This window comes from Lactivibrio alcoholicus, assembly GCF_055390895.1.
Genome location: NZ_AP042471.1, coordinates 1,976,907 through 1,992,617 on the forward strand (window position 1 = coordinate 1,976,907; position 15,711 = coordinate 1,992,617).

Consider the following 15,711-nt stretch of genomic DNA (forward strand, 5'->3'; position numbering starts at 1 on the left):
TCCTTATACTGGCGCGCTGTCTCCGGCGAGTTTCCGGGCGAGGGCCGGAACGAGCGCGACAACTGCGAAAGAAAGCGCGGATGCCGCAAGTCCGACGGCGAGCGGGTGAAGCGCGCCCCAGAGTCCGGGAGCGGAGAGCCCCGTCATCTTCACGGACGTCGACGCATAGCCGAACGCATACCACAGCACGCATCCTCCGAGTCCTCCGAGCGACGACGCCCATGCGACGAAGCGTCCAGCGCGGGCCAGCCCCGCGAGCATGGCGAGGTATGGAACGAGGATCGCGCAGGCGACGAGACTCCAACTCGTCGCGCAGATCCACGCGATGAGCGACGAGCTTCTGATCGCCAGAACGCCTCCGGCGATCGCGGCGAAGAGCACGAACGCCCGCCACTCGCGCGCTTCGAGGCTTCGCCGGACGACATCGCGCCCGATTCCGGCCGCCGAGACGTGGAGCAGCGCCGTTGCGGTAGAAAGAGATGCCGAGACGATCGCAAGGGAAAAGAGCTGCCGTCCGGCCTCTGGGAGAAGCATCCGCGTGAGCGTCGGGATGACGTCGTCCGGGGAAATAGCCTGTCCGCCGAGAATCAGCCGCGATAGACCTCCTACGAGGTAGGCTCCGCCCACGACGACTGCCATCGCGAGCATCGCGACGGGAATCGCGCGGCGCGCGTCGCGGCGGCTTTCGAGCGCGAAGTGGCGCTGGATGAGTTGGGGCTGTGCCCAGACGCCGACCGATGTGACGAACGCGAGGAAGAGGATCGCCATACCGCCTTCACCGCCCGAGAGCGAGAGGAAGCCCCGGTTCGCGGACGAGACCGGCGGAAGCGCCGCAAGCGCGTTCAGACCTTCGACCGGACCTCCGACGGCGCGGAGTGTCGCGAAAAAGAGAAAGAAAACTCCGGCTACCATCACCATTCCCTGGAAAGCCTCCGTGTAGAGGACGGCCCGGAGGCCGCCGACGATAACCGAAAAGCTCACGAACGCAGTGGCGAGAATGAGAGCATGCGTGACCGGAATCGAGAGTGCGCCCGAAAGCATGATCGCCGCACCTTTGAGGACGGCGGAACCGTACACGACGAGAAGCGCCGAACAAAGGCCTCCGAGGAATGGCTGAAGAAGCGGGGCGTTATAGGCGCGAGAAAGAAGTTCCGCCGGGGTCTTCGCCGCCAGCCGCCGCTGATGCAGCCTCGTCGGCCATGCGAGGAAGCGGTAGACGAACCAGACGCCGAGCCAGACGTTGCCCGCGGCGATAAGGAGCATCTGAAGTCCGTACCGGTGACAGAGCCCTGCGAAACCAACGAGCGCGACCGCGGAGACGTACGTCGCGACGTAGGCGAACGCCTGGACGATGACGCCGACGCGTCCCGGCGCGAGTGCGTGCCGTCCGAGCCCCGAGCGCGACAGCCAGACGAGGAGCGCCGCGTACCCGATCCAGAGTCCCCAGGTCAGCGCGCCCATCCCCGTACCCTCCGCCGTTTCGGCCGGACGAGCCGGAACAATGACCACAACGACGCGAAAAGAAGCGACGCTCCCGATACGAGCACCCAACCGTCCATACCCTGCATGACTCCCACCTCCAGAAATCTCCACGAAAATAAAAAAAGGGCCGCCGACCCGGTTGGTCGGCGGCCCTTGCGGAGTTGAAACTTCGTTCAGAAGATCAGGCTCTCCGGGGACACGTCCAAACCTCTCCGGCGTCGTAACGGCGCGGAGCGTACGTATAGGAGTAGACGTAGGAAACGAGCTGCCCTCTCTTCTGTGCCTGCTGCATGACGAAAAACCTCCGATGGTTCGAATTGTGCGGTAGAGTAGCACGCTGTCGGGACGCTGTCAAGCGGATAGTTTTCGTTGTGTCGTCGGACTCGGCCCTCCCAGGATGCCGGGAGTTCGCCGTATTTTTCGTGTGACGAGGCGGACGGGGGTATACTACTCCTATCCACACTCTTGCCGAAAGGGGGCGCAGACGCCATGAAGGGCGTTATCGTGAAGTACGATTCCGGGGAGGGGTACGGCTTTATCGCTGCGAAGGGGCTTGAAGGGGACGTCTTCTTCCACGGGACGAAGGTCACGGGGAACATGAACCCCGCCGTCGGCGTGCGCGTCGAATTCGCGTACGAAAAGACCGAGAAGGGGCTCGCCGCGACGTCGGTCACGACGCTCGGGATGCAGCTCTCGCCCTACAGGATCTTCGGCGCGACGGCGGCTCTCCTGATCGTCACGGCCGCGTCGTACCTCATCTTCCGCTTCCGGTGGCATCCGGTCCGTGCGTATCTTCTCTCGATCAACGTCGTGACGTTCGGGATGTACGGCTACGACAAGGTCATCTCGAAAACCGACCTGATCCGCGTGCCGGAGTGGATTCTGCACGGTCTCGACTTCCTCGGAGGTTCTCCGGCCGGCCTCCTGGCGCAGCGGCTCTTCCGTCACAAGGTCTCGAAGAAAACGTTCCAATACATTTCGTGGGGTGTCGTCGTCATTCAGGCTGCGATCCTCGCGTACCTGTGGTGGGCGCGGAGATAGATCGCCCTGTCCGACCGTTTTGCGCGATCTCGCGCAGGAATCCTTCGCCGGATTTTGTACACCCCGTAGAAGTACGCATACTGTGCTGGAGTATTCTGCCGATGTCCCTGCGACTTCCGGACCGTACACTTGCGCCATATCGGAAAATCCACTGGAGGTGCGAGAGATGAAGCGAATGGTTCTTGCGGGAGCGGCGGTCGTCGTTCTGGTTGTCGCGGGTGTCGCCTTTGCGTACGGCCCCGGCATGGGGCGCGGGGTGTGCGGAGCGGCGGGCGGCGAGTGCGTCATGGCTCAGGGAGGTGCGTCCGGTTGTGGGGGACCGTGCGGGTTTCGCGGATCGCGGATGATGCGGAGCTTCGATGACGGAGACTGCCGCTTCGGGGGACGGAAGATGATGGGACGGCGTGAAGGGCGGATGGATGTCCCCGCCGAGCTCAGAACGAAGATGACCGAAATGGAAAAGACCCGTCTTCAGCTGAGACTCGCGATGATGGAGAATCCCGTCGATCAGGCGAAGGCGCGGGATCTGTTCGCGAAGATCCAGTCTCTCCGCTCCGAGATGGCCGCGTGGCGCTTCGAGCGGATGCTCGCGGAACAGGTGAAGGAAAACGCCGCGGCGAACGTTCAGGTTCCCGCGCAGGGTACGCAGGCGGTCGCGCCGTCTTCTGTCCCGTCGAAGTAGGGGCGCGTCGTTTCGGGCCGGTAGCGGGTTTCCTGCGCTGCTGGAATCGGACGGCCCTTCCGGGAGACCGGAAGGGCCGTCGTTTTTTTTAGAAAAGAACCCTCAGAAGAAGCATGAACGCGAAGAAGGCCTTTTTTCGCACTCAATGCACTCCATGAGGCGCAGATTACCCCCCTTGCCGATTGTGATCGGGGCGAGTACAATCACTATGGGTCGGTGTCACACAGGACGGGAAGGAGATGTGGAATGGAAAGCGACAGTAGCCAAAAAGTTCCGTTGTGCGGTTTTCATTGTTTCGCTTTTGTAGTACCCGAATAATCTCCGGCGCCCCCTCATGGTTCCGACCATGTCCGGCGCCTGCCGGGCATGAGGAGAGGCGCGAAATTCCCATAGATCGCAGAGGATTCCTCTTTTCAGGCCCACCCTTCGTTCTCCCGTGCGGAAACGCGCACGGGTGCGTTGCGTTCTGCCGCCCGGACGACGAGCGACGAACGCGCGCGATCTTTGGGTACAAGGGGTGGTATCGATGCTGTCAATCGTCAAGAGCTTTTCGGAAAAGGAATCGCAGCCGCTCGCGCCGGAAGGCGCAATCGGCGGGTCCTGGATCAATGCCGTCGCTCCGTCTCGCGAGGAACTGGAGACGATCTCGAAGATTACCGGAGTTCAGAGGGATCTTCTCGTCGCGGCCCTCGACGTCGAGGAAACGTCGCGCATCGAGGTCGAGGACAACGCGATCCTCGTCGTCATCAATACGCCGAAGGCATGCGGCAATTTCAACTATGACGCGATTCCGCTCGGTGTGGTCATCACGGCCGACTATATCGTGACGGTCTGCCTCGAAGAGAACGACATCCTTCCGAGAAAACCCGGGAATATCAATGGCTTCTGCTCCTACAAGCGGACCCGTTTTCTCTTCCAGATCCTCTTCAAGACCGCGACGCTTTTTCTCAAGCACCTGACGCAGATCAGCCGTCAGTCTGACCAGATCGAGCGGAACCTCCGCATGTCGATGAAGAACGAGGAGCTTTTCCAGCTTCTGGACCTCGAAAAGGGACTCACTTACTTTACGGCCGCCCTCCGGGCGAATCGCGCGGTCGTCGACAAGCTCATCCGCCTCTGCTCGAATTCCCAGATGCACGAACTCATCAGGGTTCGCGAGGAGGACGAGGATCTCCTCGAGGACGTCAAGATCGAATACGACCAGGCCTTCGAAATGGTCCAGATGTACAGCAACATCCTGAGTGGCATGATGGACGCGTTCGCGTCGATCATCTCCAACAACCTGAACATCGTCATGAAATTCCTCGCCTCGATGACGATCCTTCTGGCGATTCCGACGGCCGTGAGCAGCTTTTTCGGAATGAATGTCCCGGTTCCGTTCACAGGACATCCGATGGGATTCACATTCGTTACCGGACTCTCCCTCGTCCTCGCGTGCGGGGCCGCGTACTTCCTCTGGAGGAAACGGATGCTTTGAGTCCCGGCGCCGTTTCCATACCGCAATTGTCATAACGGGTCCCGGGAGATCTTTTCCGGGACTTTTTTCATTTTTTCCTCTTGACACTCCGCGAATTGCATACGACTATTCTCAATATAGGAAAAAGAGTACAGAAGAATTTTCCGTGTGCCTTGGCCCTCAGGAGGGATCGATCGGATATGAAAATCTTGCATGGCCCGCGACGATATGTTTCTATCCTTTCGTTCCTTTTCGCGCTTCTGTCGGGGGAGGCGGCGAATGCCCTCGGCGGCGGAGAAGACGCCGTTCTTGCCCCTTACGGCGTTTCGGGCGCGTTCGACATGTTTACGATCAGCGGGGATATGTCCGCTCTGTCTCCCTTCCCTCTCATTCTGAATTCCTGGAACAAGGGGATTCTGTCCGCGGATGTTCCCGGTTTTTCCTTCGTTCTGAGCCGGGACGACGCATCGGTTGCCAGCTTCGATTTTCTCGTGAAGGCCGGGCTCGTCACGATTCGTTCCGATTGGAACGTCCTCGATTCATGGGGGCCGTGCACTGAGGGAGGATACATCTCGCACGATGCGACCGACCCACCGCTCTCATGGTTCGGCGCGTTGCTGCGGACGACCCGAAACGCTCCGGGACTCGAAAACGCCGTCGAGATTCCGCTCCGCGTGTTCGTCTCCGCTGACGCGCAGCAGACGATCGGGACCCTGAACCTTCTCGATCTCTTCGGAGGGGGTGCCGGCGCCTGTTCGACGGCGTGTTGCGGACTGCGCTTTTCGCTGAACGACTGTGCGGCGCGCGACTACGCGGATGTCGTCGGGCAGAGCCTCCGCGTATGGTTCGACGTGCCGGATCGCGCGGGAGTATACTGCTGCCAGGATCTTCGTTTCGCCTATGTCCCGGACCAATGGACGCCGGCATTCATGGGCTTCCCGCTGACTGTCGCGCGCCTGAACGACGCGGCGGATATCGTCCGGGTCAGGGTTGCGCCGAATTCACACATCTTCTGGCTGACGCAGTTGCTTGACAGCATGGTGGATCCCGAATCGCCATGCGACCTCCCCGATTTTTCCGATGTCGTCGTCAGACCGTGGAAGAAGGATTACAACTCTTGTCCGCAATACACGGGAACCTCATCCGACCAGATGGGACTTCTTCTGGACCGCTATCTGTGGCGGACGAGTCTGTTCGGATCGCTCACGTCCCTCGATCTGTTCGCGTCCTGGGATCTGACCGAGATCGCCGACATCCGGTTCGGCGAGGCGCTCGATCTGGGCGTCTGGTACGGAGGATTCGAGCTTCTCGGTCCCGACTCGTGCGATTGCGGGGCGAATCCGTGCGGCATGCCGGAGACGTATTTCGTTCCGAGGGTCCTGGTCCAGAACCTCGGCGTACGAAAGCTCGACGTTTCCGGCTGCTGCGGCGATCTCACGGCGCACGGAATCTGCGGGACGGATTGCGGGCTCTGCGATACGCTGCCATATCTGTTCGTCGACGCGGTCGACCGTCCGGAAATTCCGGATATCGGGGGACGGGGAATCTACGGATCGACGCCTCTTCTTTTTCTCGGGCTGCCTATGGGATCGTATACGATCGACGCCGCCTACCGATACGGCGACTTCTGGCGCTGGAACGGAAAAGGCGTGGGCGATCCCGAAGCGGGCGACATCATTACCCTGAATTGCGGGAGCGCCGTCTACCCCGCGTTCACGAAGACGATCCAGCCGATGGCGAACAGCGATTTCGTCTTCGCCGCGCAGGACGGGACGACCGTCCGGGGGCGGTGGAACACGAACTACTTCGCGTTCGCGCTGCGTCTCGTCTCGAACGACTGTTCCCCCGACTGTTCGGTCCTCTTCGTCCACGCCCCGTGCGACTGCGAGGCTCCCGCGATCGTCGCGGGGCTGAGGGCCGTTCTCCCGGATCTGAGCGGCGATATCTCCGTCATCTCGGACGATCTCGACGTCGGACGCGCGGAATTCATCCGGAACCCCGATCCATCGGACTTCCCCGGCATCGCGGCGCTCCGCGCGGCGGAGGGAGACGCGCTCGTCTGGTACGACGCGTTCTCCGTCGAGGGAGTCGACCCGGCCGGAGGGCGCGGCATCCTTCCAGTGCAGCTCCGTTTCACGATCCCAGCGGGGAAGCTCGCCGGATACGATTTCTCGGGGGACTGGCGGAAACTCTTCTGGAGTGCCTTCACGCTCAGGAGCCGCCCGATCTCAGGAAACGCCTCCGATATCACCAGCGATCTTGGGGGGCGCGCGAAGCCGCTTCTCGACCGCCAGAGTTTCGTCGCGGCCGACGCGGACGAGATCCGGAGCGGCGGACGCATCCCCGTGGACCATCTCACGGTGTGGATGACGGTGTTCGTCGTCGACGGCCCGTCTCCCGGCGGAAGGACTTTCAAAAACGCCACCCTGAGCACCGGGAACGATGTTCTCTTCGTGTTCGACGGAAAAGCCGACAGCAGGATCGAGAACATCCTGTACATCGCGAGGGTCGAACCGATTCCGACGCCGAGCGTCGCGCCGACGCCGTGGACGCTGGCCATAGAGAGGTGTCCGACGGACGCGGTCGTCGTCGGGAGATCTTTTGCCCTCACCGCCGTTCGTCGCCCCGTTGCCGGAGATGTTTTGTGGGGCGTCGAAACTTTCTCGCCGCCGGAGGGGAACCGGGTGCTGCGCGACGTCGTGACGCTGAGCGGCGTAACGGGAAACTCTGTGAGCGTCACGGCCGTTTCGCCCGGACGCGCCATCGTGACGGCCCGGGCGGGAGGGCTCGTCGCCCGATGCGATATTATCGTCGCGGAGCCGTCGCCATCGCCGACGAAAGGACCGAGCGCAACGCCGACGACCTCTCCCGCGAGCGGCGGAGGTGGATGTTCCGCCGGCACGGGCGCGTTTTTTGCGTTTCTGTTCGTTCTTCCCGCCGCGGCGCTTCGAAAACGGTAGTCCCTTCTCCCCCCGTTTCGCGTTTGTGGGGTACAATAACACAATCTGCATGTCGGGGAGGGACGGGCATGAGCGGCGCATTCGTCAAGGAAGACAGCGACCAGCAGGAGCGCATCGAACGGATGCGGATGATCCGGGAGCGCGAACAGCTTCTGGTGATTCTCGAAAAGAAGCGGACGTACCTGGTGTCCGACCCCAAAGCCGCGACGATCGATCCGGAAAAGAGAAAGGCAATGCTTGAGCGCGTGGAGGAGGAAATTGTCACGACGCGCAGGCTTCTCGAGGAGAGCCTCGGGGAGGAACTCGAATGACCGGCCTTGGTTGGTTCCGGTGCATCGGATCTGTTTTCGCGCGTTTTCTCGCGGTGTGTCTTTTCTTGTGCTCCCAGGCGTTCGCGGGGACGGAACCCGTCCGAGGGATGTCCGTCGGACTTCACGGGAGCGCACCCCTTTCGATGACGGCCGTCGGCGGTCTGTTCCTCTTCGATGCCGACGACGGGCGGAAGGGGAAGGAACTCTGGGCCACGAAAGGTCCGGGAGAGGTTCCGTTTCTCGTGGCCGATATCAATAGAGGAACGGGCAGCAGCAATCCCGGTTTCTTCGTAGTGCACGGAGGAAGGGCGTATTTTGCCGCGAACGACGGGATCCACGGCTGCGAGCTCTGGACGAGCGACGGGACGCCTGACGGAACGCGAATGGTCGCCGACCTCGTGCCCGCTCCCGGCGAAGGGGCGGCTCCCGCGAAACTCGTCGCTGCCGGGAACAGAATCTTTTTCGAGGCTTCGAACGCGTCCGGGGACAGGGAACTCTGGACGAGCGACGGAACGGAAGTCGGGACGTCGCTTCTGTATACTATCAATCCGAGGGGGACTGGCGCGAGGATCTCCTCGCTCGTTCCCGTCGGCGATCGAATCTTTTTCTCCGCCGACGACGGGACGCACGGCGTCGAACTCTGGACGAGCGACGGGACTTGTTCCGGAACGCGACTCGTGCGCGACATCCGGCGCGGAGGAGGCGGATCGATGCCGTCTGGAATCGTGGCCGCTTCGAGAAAGGTCTTTTTTCTCGCGGACGACGGCGTATCGGGCCGCGCGATCTGGGAGAGCGACGGAACCCGTTCGGGAACGCGGATCGCCGTCGCGTTCGGGCAGGGAACGCTTCGCTGGACGTCGGACATGGCGTACGGAAACGGAATTCTCGTCTTCGCGGCCGATGACGGCGTTCACGGACTGGAGCCCTGGATCTTGCGGGACGGCGACGAATCCCCATCGATGCTCGCAGATATCGCGGCCGGGACGGCGTCCTCGACGCCGTCGTGCTTCACGTTTGCGGGAGGGAGGGTGTTCTTCCAGGCCGACGACGCCATTCACGGATCGCAGCTCTGGACATCCGACGGAACTTCCGAAGGGACGCGGATGGTCGCGGAAATCAGGCGAGGAGGGGCGCTTTTCGGCTCCGCCTCGTCGTTTGTCGCGTTCGGAAACAGGCTCGTCTTTCCGGCCGACGACGGGAAATGCGGCATGGAGCTCTGGATCTCGGACGGAACGGCCGAAGGAACGACGATGCTTGTCGACGCGGACGGAAGTCCGTCCTCAAGCCGTCCGTCGATCCTGTACGTTGGAGGAGCGACGCTCTGGTTCCGCGCCGAGACCGGTCGGGGCTCCGAGCCCTGGTGGACGGACGGAACCTCCGCGCCGGCATCTTCCGCGAAAAACGGGGGATGCGCGCTCGGGGCCTCGCCCCTGATTCCGCTGCTTCTCCTGCCGCTGGCCGCCTTTTTCGGAAGACGCCGCTGATATCGCGCCTTCCGAAATCGTCGCATGTATCACCCGAAGAAACGCTCCTCCCGGGGCGTTTCTTTTTTTTGTCTCCGCGTTCCGCAGGTCGCGCGGCGCATGAGCCGAAAGAACCGTACGCATTTTTCTGGAAGGAATACCATGCAGAAATCAAAGAAACGCAAAGAAGAGGAGGGATGCTGTATGCGTCTTCTGCGGGGAGTCTTTTCGGTGTGTCTCGTGCTCGCGTGTGCGACGTCGGGACTGGCCGCGACAAACCTGCTCAGGGATATCCGGCCCGGAATCCAGAGCGGGAACAGCGACGAATTCGTCTATCTCGGTTCCGGTATCTACATTCTGAATGGAAACGACGGCATCGCCGGCAAGGAACTCTGGATCTCCAACGGAACGACGACCGGAACACAGATTCTGGCGGACATCAACCCCGGCCCGGGCGACTCCGACCCGACGGGAATGCTCGCTGTCGGCGGAGACTTCGTCCTCTTCCGGGCGAACAACGGCATCGCCGGAGACGAACTCTGGAAGACGGACGGAACAGCTGCGGGAACGGTTCTCGTCAAGGACATCAATCCGGGGGCGGCGGACTCGAACCCGGGATGGTTCGAGATCGCCGCGGGCGTGATTTTCTTTTCCGCGGATGACGGCGTTCACGGAGATGAACTCTGGAAGACGGACGGAACGGCTGCGGGAACGGTTCTCGTCAAGGATATCAATCCGGGGGCCGGCGGAAGCTCCCCGCAATATCTGACGCATATCGGGAGCTCCTGGGGGAAGGTGCTGTTCACCGCGGACGACGGCGTCCACGGACGGGAGCTCTGGGTCTCCGACGGAACGGCTGCGGGTACGTTCCTCGTGAAGGACATCAATCCCGGCGCGGCGAACGGGTACCCGTCCCAGCCGTACTATCCGGGCTCGGGCGCGGTCGCGTACTTCGCCGCCGATAACGGCGCGATCGGACGGCAGCTCTGGGAGTCGGACGGCACGAACGCCGGGACGAAGATGTACACTGTGAACCCGACAGGGAGCGCCTTCCCGTCCGGGATGAATCTCTTCAACGGGAAGCTCGTCTTCGCCGCGTTCGACGCCGCTCACGGACAGGAACTCTGGTCCGTCGCCCCGGGCGACTACGCCGGCGCCGCGCTTCTCAGGGATATCAACCCCGGCCCCGCGAACGGGAACCCCTACGCGTTCGCGGTCGCCGACCCGATGCTGCTCTTCATCGGCAACGACGGGGTCCACGGCGCGGAGCCGTGGAGGACCGACGGGACGACGGCCGGAACGCAGATGGTGAAGGATGTCAACCCGGGCGCTCCCGACGGAAGCATCTCCTGGGGCGAAATGGCCTCGACGTTCTATACGGTCGTCTTTTTCGCGACCGACGGCGTTCACGGCGCTGAGCCCTGGGTGACCGACGGATGGGACGCCGGGACGGCGATGCTGCGCGATGTGCGCCCCGGCGCGACGGGAAGCGCCCCGGTCGGAGCGAGGTTTCTGAACAACAGGGTCTGGTTCAAGGCCGACGACGGGATTCACGGCGCCGAGCCGTGGTGGACGGATGCCCTTCTCGACGCGCTTTCCGGCGGCGGGGGTTGTCGCGTGACGGCCGGAGGATTCGCGTGGCTGTCGCTCGTCCCGCTGGTCCTCGCGTCGTTCCTGCGGCGCTGAACGAACCCGTTCAAAGTCATCTTCGGGAAGGGAGGGGAGGCGCCCCGGGCGATGCGCCCGGGGCGCCTCCCCGTATGCGTACACGGCCTGCGGCGATTGGGGGGGGAAAACTCGTTTCCGTCATTGCCGCTGTAGCTGTTCCAGCTGTTCCCTCAACTCCGACCGAGAGGAAGCCCCCGTTTTCCTGTTGATGCTCTTCATGTGCGAGCGGACCGTATTGGCCGTGATATACAGGATCCCGGCGATCTCGTCGTTCGACCGTCCCTGCGCGACGAGAAGCGCGACGCATACCTCCCTGCGCGAAAGACCCGACTGCAACAACCTGAGTCCCAGAAGCTCCTCCCCTCTCGGTGTCTCGTCCGGGACCGTCGCCCGCAAGGCGTCTCCGGTTCCGTCGGGAACGTCCCTCGCGGCGTCTCCCGATCGCCCGTTTCTGAAGAACAGGCCGGCGAAGAAGAGAATTCCGATGCCGAGAAGACCCGATGTCAGCACGATGGAGAGGCCGTCCGCAGCCGCGAGGGATCCTATCGCGGAGGCGAGCAGCGTACCGGCGAGCAGCGACCCCGTGACGACCAGCTGCCCTGTCGCGACGAGTGGCAGCGCCAAGTCGCGCCCGGCCTGCGCCCCTAACCGGAGAATCTCGGCGAAGATGAAGGAGCCGAAGATCCCGGCGCCGGACTGGAGGCACGCCATCGGGAAAAAGGGGCTCCTCGAACCGACGGCCGCGAGGGAGAGAAATCCGATCGCCAGAAGCGTTTCGGCGCAGAGATAGACCTTCCCCCGATCCGGATCCGGGGTGCGGCGGAGATAGATCGCGACCGCGAGAGCGCCGATCGTGGAGAACGGGTCGCTGAAGACGTCGGCGAGTCCCATCCGGCCGCCCATCCTGGCCAGGAAGAGCGACACGAACATCGCGGAGACGACGAAAAACGACGCGGCGCGGAGGACGAATGCCGCCGGAAGCCGGACGCCGTTCCGCGACGGTCCGCCCGGGGCCTCCGACGCGTCGTCCTCGGCCGGCCCTGCGTCGTCCTCGGCGGGAACGGGCCAGAGGCGGGCGGCGAGGAACGGAAGAAGCGGCGCCGCGAAGGGAAGCAGGGTAGGAACGAGAAGGGTGAGCGCGAGGATCGCCAACGTCCGGACGGCGCACGCCGCGCCGAAGACCGTCGACCGATGCGCTTTCGGAGACCGGGAAAGCGTCCATTCCCACGATGTTATCTGGAACGCCGACCCGATGGCCGGAAGCGAGAGGACGAGGACGGCCGCCGCGTGCGACAGCCCGTTCGCCGCCGCAGCAGGAAGCCATGCGAGCGCCATGGGAACGGCGGCGTACCACAGGACGTTTCGGTTCCACGAACGCGAAAGGCGCGCTCCGAATCGCGCGATGACGAACAACGCTGCGCACAGGACGATCGAAAAGACGACGTAGCCCATGCGACGCTCGCGAAACAGCGCCGAGGAGGCGACCCCGAAGAGGGGCCCTTTCAGGACGGTGAGCCACTGCCAGAGCAGCAGCGTTCCCAACCCTGCGGAATTCCGCGCGAAGGCCGGGAAAAAAACGGCCGCCGCGCCTGCCCGCGACGAACCCGGAACAGTAGTCACCACTATCTCCCTCCTTCAAAAAAGCATATCACACGTCGAAAGAGCCGTAGGATCGTGGGATCACAGCTTTCGCAAGGGGAGGGGATGTTTTTCACCCTTACCTCGCGCCTGTTTCCCTTGGTACACTGCATTGGATTTCACCCCGGACCGATCTTTTTTCCCGAAGGATCCGGGCGCGGTTTTGTCCCGAGAGGAGCGTGTTTCCTGTGTCCGAAACCTGCATGACCGTGGCTTCCCGTTCGTCGCCCGTCTTCTTCCGGGGCTGCGAAATGCGTCTTTCGAAGGCGTCCGACACGGAGGGAACGTCGCCGCACCCGGTTTTCGCCGGCGAGGCCTGGGAAACTTTCCGCCCCTTCCTCGAGAAGACGGGCGTGACGCGGGTTTCGGACATCACGCAGCTCGACCGAATCGGCATCCCGGTCTTCAACGTGCTCCGGCCGAGCCTCGACGGGTATACGGCCGCCCACGGCAAGGGATTCACGCCGACGGCCGCGCGGCTGTCCGCGGCCGGAGAGTCGCTCGAACGTTGGTTCGGCGTCAATGCGGAGATCCCGTCGTTCCGGGGAACGTGGAACGAACTGTCGCGGAAATACCCCATGATCCCTCCGGAACGGCTGCCCCTGACGCCCCACTCCTTCTTCCACAGGGATCTCGATATCCCGTGGGTCCTGGGGTGGGACCTGGTCAAAGGGGAGGAGGTCCCGGTCCCCCTAGAACTCGTCCGCCTCTCCCCGGGCTGCGGAAAACGCAAGCTCGCGGATCTTTCCGAGGGGCTGCTCTTCCAGGCGGGGTCGAACGGCCTTGCGTGCGGCGTCCATCTTCTCGAGGCGGTCACCCAGGCGCTTCTGGAAGTCGTCGAACGGGATTCCGTCACCTGTTGCACGATGGCGGCCCGGGCGGCCGGATTTTCCGCTCCCGTCCGCCGGATCGCGCGTCTCGAAACGATTCTCTTTCCGAGGGTCCGCGAACTCGCGGAGCGCGTCCGCGCAGCCGGGATCGGGATGATGCTCGCGGAAAACGGTACGGATGTCGGCATCCCGACGTGGAACTGCTACCTCATGGATCTCGAAGAGAGGAGTTCCATCGCCACGGCCCACGGCATGGGGAGCGCCATCGACCACGAGACCGCCATGATCCGGGCGATCACCGAGTCGGTGCAGTCGCGCTGCGTCTTTCTCTCCGGAGTCAGGGACATCGTGCCGTCGAAGGAGTACCGGAGGGTGCTCCGCTCCGACGGTGCGTGGGCGATGCGGCAGACGGAGAAGAGCGTTTCGGAGCGCCTCGACCTCTCCGGCCTCTGGAACACGATCTTCGACGCGTTCGAGGACGACGTCGCCTTCATCCTGCGCCGCCTCGCCTCGGTCGGACTGGACCGCGTGATCGTCTTCCGTCTCTCTCGCGCCGACGACCCCGTCCAGGCCGTGCGGGTCGTGATCCCGGGAGCCGAGGGGTACATCTTCCCCTACTACAGCCCCGGAGCGAGGGCGAAAGCTGCGATGCAGCACGGTTACGGCGAGAGAAGTCCTCTTTTCCGGAAGGAGGGAGCCGAATGGTAGCGGTCGTCTTCGGAGGTCCGTCCCTTCGCGGGATCGATCTCCCGATTCAGGGTATCGTCGTTCTTCCCCCCGCCGCGCAGGGAGACGTCCTCGCGGCGTTCCGGAAGCATCATCCGGCCGTGATCGGTCTTCTTGACTGCGACCTGCCCTACCGGTCACTTCCCACGTGGCACAAGGAGATCCTGTACGCGCTGGACGCGGGCGTGAAGGTCGTCGGAGCCGCAGGTGTCGGGGCGCATCGCGCGGCGGAGCTCGCACCGTGCGGCATGGAGGGCGTGGGGAGCATCTTCCGGCGCGTCGCGTCGGGCGAACTCGAACGCGACGACGAGGTTCTCGGAGACTGGGAGATGGGACCGGACGGAGTGCGGCTCCTCTCCGTGCCGCTCGTGGTCATGCGGGACGTTCTGGGCGAGGCGGCGAAGGAGGCCGTTCTTTCCGGAGCGGCGACGCTCGAACTGACGCGCGCGGCGGAAGGGCTCTTCTGGCGCCGTCGGACGTGGGAGGCGCTTCTGGAGTCGCACGCGGCGAATGAGCTCTCCGGAAACGACGTCGAACGCTTCCGTGAATGGCTGCTCGAGGCTCCCGATCCGGTGCGGGCGGATACCGAAGCGTTGCTTCGCCGCGTGAGGGAACTTGCCGAAAACGGGGACGCCGTTCGTGCGGCGCGACAACCCGGAGCGAGGCGGGAGTACTCCGCGATCTTCCGTTCCCTCGAAGAGCGCGATCGCCCGGTCGACTCGCCGACCGGACCGCTCCGGCAGTGGTGCATCGGCGACATGGCCACCTTCGCGCACCCCGAGGCCGAAGACCTGAACGCTCGGGCATTGAACCGGAAGCTCGTCCTCCTTCTCGCCGCGCAGTGGGGCGTCGAACCGGAGGATCGGGAGGTCGAGGCGGAGGAAAAACGCTTGCGACGGCGTTTCCATCTCAAGGCCGACGAGGATTTCGCCCGATGGAAGACAGAAAACGACCTCGACGACGGCGACCTCCGGCGTCTTCTCGAGGAGGAGGTGCTGATCCACCGTCTGCACCGCTGGTTCATGCAGGGACGGGTCCACGGCAAAAACACCGATGCGCTTCTCGACGAGCTTCGTCTCCGCGGGGGATATCCGGAGTGGAAGAAGAGGGCCGCGAACCGGGAGGCGATCATCCGCGACAACGAAGACATCTGGCGGGCGGAATGGCGGCGGGCGTCGATCGTCCCGTTCATGCAGCTCGCGCGCGAGCATCTTCGGGCGGAAGGGTTCCCGTGGAGCGGAGCGATGCTCCCCGATGTCATTCCCGAAACCGGAATGGAGCCGATCGACCTGATCGAGGAGTTTCTCGCGGCGAAGACATCCAGGAGTCTCTGGAGCGGAGTCCTCGGCGCGTCGCCTTCCAACGGCGCCGAAAATCACGGGAGCGACCGGGCCTGAACGGGGCCTTGCGCATAAGACGCAGCAGTACGGATACACCCCTCCGGCGAGAGGGGC

The 15,711-nt window shown here is 63.5% G+C and carries 11 protein-coding genes; 9 read left to right on the forward strand and 2 right to left on the reverse strand.

The genetic code is table 11. The features are described from left to right. Positions 1 to 3: 3 nt before the first annotated feature. Positions 4 to 1,461 (reverse strand): sodium:solute symporter family protein, encoded by a 1,458-nt coding sequence (locus tag ACZ5IU_RS09180; protein WP_464416519.1) that lies wholly within the window; start codon positions 1,459 to 1,461, stop codon positions 4 to 6. Between the two features lie 510 nt (positions 1,462 to 1,971). On the opposite strand from ACZ5IU_RS09180, the gene ACZ5IU_RS09185 reads away from it, so the two are divergent. The 7 genes from ACZ5IU_RS09185 (at position 1,972) to ACZ5IU_RS09215 (ending at position 11,081) form a co-directional block, all read left to right on the forward strand. After that, complete coding sequence (locus tag ACZ5IU_RS09185; protein WP_464416521.1) at positions 1,972 to 2,523, forward strand: DUF1294 domain-containing protein; 552 nt, start codon at positions 1,972 to 1,974, stop codon at positions 2,521 to 2,523. A 166-nt stretch (positions 2,524 to 2,689) separates the two neighbouring features. Next, complete coding sequence (locus tag ACZ5IU_RS09190; RefSeq protein ID WP_464416523.1) at positions 2,690 to 3,205, forward strand: hypothetical protein; 516 nt, start codon at positions 2,690 to 2,692, stop codon at positions 3,203 to 3,205. 526 nt (positions 3,206 to 3,731) lie between these two features. Next, positions 3,732 to 4,682: a magnesium transporter CorA family protein gene (locus tag ACZ5IU_RS09195; protein ID WP_464416525.1), complete on the forward strand. Its 951-nt coding sequence runs from the start codon at positions 3,732 to 3,734 to the stop codon at positions 4,680 to 4,682. Between the two features lie 179 nt (positions 4,683 to 4,861). Beyond that, entirely contained in the window at positions 4,862 to 7,621 is a 2,760-nt protein-coding gene (locus tag ACZ5IU_RS09200; RefSeq protein ID WP_464416527.1) for a hypothetical protein, read from the forward strand. Between the two features lie 68 nt (positions 7,622 to 7,689). Further along, positions 7,690 to 7,932 (forward strand): hypothetical protein, encoded by a 243-nt coding sequence (locus ACZ5IU_RS09205; RefSeq protein ID WP_464416529.1) that lies wholly within the window; start codon positions 7,690 to 7,692, stop codon positions 7,930 to 7,932. Then, a complete protein-coding gene (locus ACZ5IU_RS09210; RefSeq protein WP_464416531.1) occupies positions 7,929 to 9,416 on the forward strand; it encodes an ELWxxDGT repeat protein in 1,488 nt (495 codons plus the stop codon). Before ACZ5IU_RS09205 ends, ACZ5IU_RS09210 begins: the two co-directional genes overlap by 4 nt. A gap of 183 nt (positions 9,417 to 9,599) precedes the next feature. After that, entirely contained in the window at positions 9,600 to 11,081 is a 1,482-nt protein-coding gene (locus ACZ5IU_RS09215; RefSeq protein ID WP_464416533.1) for an ELWxxDGT repeat protein, read from the forward strand. Positions 11,082 to 11,201: 120 nt separating this feature from the next. On the opposite strand, the gene ACZ5IU_RS09220 is transcribed toward ACZ5IU_RS09215, so the two are convergent. Next, the gene (locus tag ACZ5IU_RS09220) at positions 11,202 to 12,683 is read right to left on the reverse strand and encodes a helix-turn-helix transcriptional regulator (RefSeq protein WP_464416535.1); all 1,482 of its coding nucleotides are present in this window, start codon (positions 12,681 to 12,683) and stop codon (positions 11,202 to 11,204) included. 206 nt (positions 12,684 to 12,889) lie between these two features. Here ACZ5IU_RS09220 and ACZ5IU_RS09225 point away from each other — a divergent pair, with 206 nt between their 5' ends. Beyond that, positions 12,890 to 14,239 carry a YcaO-like family protein gene (locus ACZ5IU_RS09225; protein WP_464416537.1) on the forward strand — a complete coding sequence of 450 codons (1,350 nt, stop codon included), beginning with the start codon at positions 12,890 to 12,892 and terminating at the stop codon, positions 14,237 to 14,239. Next, positions 14,233 to 15,654, forward strand: a complete 1,422-nt coding sequence (locus ACZ5IU_RS09230; RefSeq protein WP_464416539.1) for a TfuA-like protein — start codon at positions 14,233 to 14,235, stop codon at positions 15,652 to 15,654. The genes ACZ5IU_RS09225 and ACZ5IU_RS09230 overlap by 7 nt, the downstream gene beginning before the upstream one ends. Positions 15,655 to 15,711 lie beyond the last annotated feature (57 nt).

Coding starts and splice junctions, on each gene's coding strand:
- ACZ5IU_RS09180 (WP_464416519.1), bottom strand. CDS start 1,461: ATGGGCGCGCTGACCTGGGGACTCTGGATCGGGTACGCGGCGCTCCTC.
- ACZ5IU_RS09185 (WP_464416521.1), top strand. CDS start 1,972: ATGAAGGGCGTTATCGTGAAGTACGATTCCGGGGAGGGGTACGGCTTT.
- ACZ5IU_RS09190 (WP_464416523.1), top strand. CDS start 2,690: ATGAAGCGAATGGTTCTTGCGGGAGCGGCGGTCGTCGTTCTGGTTGTC.
- ACZ5IU_RS09195 (WP_464416525.1), top strand. CDS start 3,732: ATGCTGTCAATCGTCAAGAGCTTTTCGGAAAAGGAATCGCAGCCGCTC.
- ACZ5IU_RS09200 (WP_464416527.1), top strand. CDS start 4,862: ATGAAAATCTTGCATGGCCCGCGACGATATGTTTCTATCCTTTCGTTC.
- ACZ5IU_RS09205 (WP_464416529.1), top strand. CDS start 7,690: ATGAGCGGCGCATTCGTCAAGGAAGACAGCGACCAGCAGGAGCGCATC.
- ACZ5IU_RS09210 (WP_464416531.1), top strand. CDS start 7,929: ATGACCGGCCTTGGTTGGTTCCGGTGCATCGGATCTGTTTTCGCGCGT.
- ACZ5IU_RS09215 (WP_464416533.1), top strand. CDS start 9,600: ATGCGTCTTCTGCGGGGAGTCTTTTCGGTGTGTCTCGTGCTCGCGTGT.
- ACZ5IU_RS09230 (WP_464416539.1), top strand. CDS start 14,233: ATGGTAGCGGTCGTCTTCGGAGGTCCGTCCCTTCGCGGGATCGATCTC.